This window comes from Ramlibacter sp., from assembly GCF_035706265.1.
GTDB lineage: Bacteria > Pseudomonadota > Gammaproteobacteria > Burkholderiales > Burkholderiaceae_C > Ramlibacter.
The window spans coordinates 1-3,789 of record NZ_DASSVG010000501.1 but is presented as its reverse complement, the minus strand read 5'-3'; the positions used below and the strand labels follow the sequence as shown (position 1 = coordinate 3,789).

The following is a 3,789-nucleotide window of genomic DNA, read 5'->3' as shown; positions in this document are numbered from 1 at the left end:
CCTCCACCATGCACTTCTGCACCACGGCCACGCCCATGCCGGCGCGCGCCGCCTCCACCAGGTTGATCACCAGGTCGAAGCCGGTGCCGCGCCGGTGCACGGGCAGCGTCACGCCCGTGGCTTCGGCCCACAGGGTCCAGTTCTCGGGGAACTGCGAGTGGTACAGCAGCGGCTGGCGCACGAGTTGCTCGCTGCCGCGGATCGCCCGGGCGCGCTGCGGCGTGCACACCGCCACGATGTCGCGCCCCACCAGGTATTCGGCGGCGATCTGCCGCGGCCACTGCTGGCGCGGCTTGCGCTTCAGAACGATCCACAGGTCGACGTCCTCGCGCAGGAAATCCTCTTCCCGCTGGTACGGCCGGAATTCGATCTCTATGCCCGGATGGCGCGAGCGGAAGTCCTCCAGCCGCGGCATCAGCCACAGGTTGCCCAGGCTCGTCACCACCGACAGGCGCAGCCGCATGCGCTCGGCCTCGCGGCGCACGTGCAGCGCCGCCTCCTCGAGGGCGGCCAGCGGCTTCTCGATGCGGCGGCGCAGTTCGGCGCCGGTGGCGGTGAGCGCCACGCCGGCGCCGGAGCGCTCCAGCACGTCGACCCCGAGCTCCTCCTCCAGCCGCAGCACGGCGCGGCTGACCGCGGCCTGCGTCACGTTGAGGGCCTCGGCGGCCTTGCGGAAACTGCCGCTGCGCGCGACCGCCAGGAACGCATGCAGCTCCACCAGCGAAGGGCTGCGGATCGCCATGGGGCGATTACATCATGTCATCACCTGCGGCGAAAAAGTCGTTTGTGCGCGCCGCCGCGCAACCCTACCCTCGTCCCCGATACCAACTCAGCTTCCCGCATGAACACCCGCAACTTCCTCAAGGCCGTGGCCGGCGCGGCCGCCGCACTCGCCCTGGGCAGCGCCAGCGCCCAGGCCTCCTACCCGAGCCAGCCGGTCAAGCTGGTGGTGCCCTTCGCGCCCGGCGGTTCCACCGACATCGCCGCCCGCCTGCTGGCAGAGTTCGGCGCCCGCGAGCTGGGCCAGACCATCGTGGTGGAGAACAAGGCCGGTGCCGGCGGTTCGCTGGGCATGGAGTACGTCGCCAAGTCCAGGGCCGACGGCTACACCCTGGGCATGGCCACGGTCAGCACCCACGGCGCCAACCCCGCCGTCTACGGCAGCCGCCTGAAGTACGACCCGGTGAAGGACTTCGCGCCCGTCACCAACGTCGCCACCACGCCCAGCGTGTTTGCGGTCAATCCGAACAAGGTGCCCGCCAGGACGATGCAGGAGTTCCTGGCGCAGGCCAAGGCCACGCCCGGCAAGTACAGCTTCGGCACGCCCGGCACGGGCTCGCTGGGCCACGCCAACATCGAGCACTTCATGGCGCTGGCGCAGATCCAGCTGCTGCACGTGCCCTACAAGGGCGGCGGCCAGGCCATGAACGACGCGCTGGCCGGCCAGGTGGACGCGATCACCGACAACCTGCCTTCGGCGCTGCCGCACATCAAGGCCGGCAAGCTGCGCGCGCTGGCGGTGCTGTCGGAAAAGCGCTCGCCCGCGCTGCCCGACGTGCCCACCTACGGCGAGCTGGGCTTCCCGCAGATGGGCGGCGGCGGCTGGTTCGGCGTGGTGGCGCCCGCGGGCACCCCGCCCGAGGTGGTGGCGAAGCTCAATGCCGCCTTCCACAAGGCCATGAAGAACCCGGACTTCCAGAAGCGCGTCGACGAACTGGGCGCGACGCTGATCCCCGGCACGCCGGCGGACTTCGGCCGCCAGATCCAGCAGGCGATCGACCGCTACCAGCGCGTGGCGAAGATGGCCAACATCCAGGCGCAGTGAGCATGGCGGCCGCCTTCGCGCCCTTCACCCTGAGCCTGCCCAGCGCGCCGCCGGTGGCGCTGGTGTGCGACTCGCCGCACAGCGGCACCGAGTACCCCGAGGACTTCCGCCCCGCCGTGCCGCGCGAGCTGCTGCGGCGCGGCGAGGACACGCACGTCGAAGCCCTGTGGGAGGCCGTGCCCGCCGCCGGCGGCACGCTGCTGGCCGCGCACTTCCCGCGCACCTACATCGATGCCAACCGCACGCTGGAGGACCTGGATCCGCAGCTGTTCGACGAGCCCTGGCCCGAGCCGCTGGCGCCGAGCGAGAAGACGCGCCTGGGCTACGGCCTGGTGTGGCGCAACATCGGCCAGGGGCGGCCGATCTACGACCGGGCGCTGTCGGTCGCCGAAGTCCGCAACCGCATCGACAGCTACTACCGCCCGTACCACGCGGCGCTGTCGGCCGCGATCGACCAGTGCGTGGAGCGCTTCGGCGGTGTCTGGCACCTCAACCTGCACTCCATGCCCAACGATGCCTACGAGCGGCTGGGCATGACGCCGCCGCACCCGCTGGCCGACTTCGTGCTGGGGGACCGCGACGGCAGCACCTGCGAGCGCGGCCTGGTGGACCTGGTCGAGCGCGAGCTGCGCGCGTGCGGCTACACGGTCGCGCGCAACGACCCGTACAAGGGCGTGCAGCTGATCGCTCGCATCGGCAACCCGCAGCGCAACCGCCACAGCCTGCAGGTGGAGATCCGGCGGCCGCTCTACATGGACGAGGCGACGCGCGAGCGCAACGCCGGCTTCGCCCAGGTGCAAAAAGATCTCGCGGGCGTCGTCGCCCGACTGGCGGCGTATGTAAAGGACCGGGCCGGCTGAGGCAGCGGCGTTAAGCTGCGCGGATGCAGTATTTCTTCCGCATCGCTCTCGCGGGCCTGGCCGCCGCCCTGCTCTCGGGCTGCACCGTGATCACCGTTGCCGGCGCCGCCGCCGGCCTGGCCGTCACCGCCGGCAGCCTGGCGGTGGATGCCGCCGTGGGCACGGTGAAGCTGACGGGCAAGGCCGTCGGGGCGGCCGCGGGCGCAGTGCTGCCGGACGGGGACGACGACTAGGTCATCTCCTCCGCCGCACCGCCATCAGGATCCCGCGCATGATCTCCAGCGGCGCCGGCGGGCACCCCGGGACCATCACGTCCACCGGCACCACCTTCGTCACGCCGCCGCAGCTGGCGTAGCTCTCGCCGAAGATCCCGCCGTCGCACGCGCAGTCGCCCACTGCCACCACCAGCCGCGGCTCGGGCGTGGCCTCGTAGGTGCGGCGCAGGGCCGTTTCCATGTTGCGCGTCACCGGCCCCGTCACCAGCAGCATGTCGGCATGGCGGGGGCTCGCCACGAACTTGATGCCCAGTCCCTCCAGGTTGTAGTAGGGGTTGGTGAGCGCGTTGACCTCCAGCTCGCAGCCGTTGCACGAGCCTGCGTCGACCTCGCGGATCGCGAGCGCCTGGCCCAGGATGTCGAGGATCTCGCGGCGGATGTGCATGATCTCCGCGTCCTCGCCCGCCTCGGCGGCGAAGGGCGGCGGCTCGGAGGGAATGCCGGCCCTGGCGATCTGGCGCAGGATCTTCCACATCAGAGGTCGTGCCCCGAATAACTGAGGTTGAAGGACTTGTTGATCAGCGGGAAGTCGGGAACGATGTTGCCGATCACCGCGTGCTCCAGCACCGGCCAGTTCTGCCAGGAAGGGTCGTGGCAGTGGCAGCGCTGCACTTCCCCGCCGGGGCCGAGCTCCAGCGCCACCAACACTTCGCCGCGCCAGCCTTCCACCCAGCCGGCGCCGAAGCCGGGCCCCGTCGGCGGCGCGAGCTCGATGCGCGCGAGGCCTTCCGGCAGGCCGTCGCACATCAGGCGGATCAGCCGCAGCGACTCGATCGTTTCCTGGAAGCGCACGGCCACCCGCGCCGCGACGTCGCCGCTGCGCTGCACG

General features: G+C 71.2%; 5 protein-coding genes and 1 pseudogene. 3 read left to right on the top strand and 3 right to left on the bottom strand.

Annotated elements, in window-relative coordinates; genetic code table 11:
- Positions 1 to 742 (bottom strand): LysR family transcriptional regulator (locus VFM98_RS17910; protein ID WP_325111260.1); only part of this gene is annotated, 742 nt, incomplete at its 3' end.
- Positions 743 to 841: 99 nt separating this feature from the next.
- Between VFM98_RS17910 and VFM98_RS17905 the strand changes: the two genes are divergently transcribed.
- The 3 genes from VFM98_RS17905 to VFM98_RS17895 are packed head-to-tail and all read left to right on the top strand — an operon-like array spanning position 842 to position 2,918.
- Positions 842 to 1,825: a tripartite tricarboxylate transporter substrate binding protein BugE gene (locus VFM98_RS17905; RefSeq protein ID WP_325111259.1), complete on the top strand. Its 984-nt coding sequence runs from the start codon at positions 842 to 844 to the stop codon at positions 1,823 to 1,825.
- Between the two features lie 2 nt (positions 1,826 to 1,827).
- The gene (locus VFM98_RS17900) at positions 1,828 to 2,685 is read left to right on the top strand and encodes an N-formylglutamate amidohydrolase (RefSeq protein ID WP_325111258.1); all 858 of its coding nucleotides are present in this window, start codon (positions 1,828 to 1,830) and stop codon (positions 2,683 to 2,685) included.
- A 23-nt stretch (positions 2,686 to 2,708) separates the two neighbouring features.
- Positions 2,709 to 2,918: a hypothetical protein gene (locus VFM98_RS17895; protein ID WP_325111257.1), complete on the top strand. Its 210-nt coding sequence runs from the start codon at positions 2,709 to 2,711 to the stop codon at positions 2,916 to 2,918.
- A gap of 1 nt (position 2,919) precedes the next feature.
- On the opposite strand, the gene VFM98_RS17890 is transcribed toward VFM98_RS17895, so the two are convergent.
- Positions 2,920 to 3,435, bottom strand: a complete 516-nt coding sequence (locus VFM98_RS17890) for an NADH-quinone oxidoreductase subunit B family protein (RefSeq protein ID WP_325111256.1) — start codon at positions 3,433 to 3,435, stop codon at positions 2,920 to 2,922.
- A pseudogene (locus VFM98_RS17885) lies at positions 3,435 to 3,789 on the bottom strand (Ni,Fe-hydrogenase III large subunit); the annotation flags it as partial. The gene VFM98_RS17890 and the pseudogene VFM98_RS17885, both read right to left, overlap by 1 nt.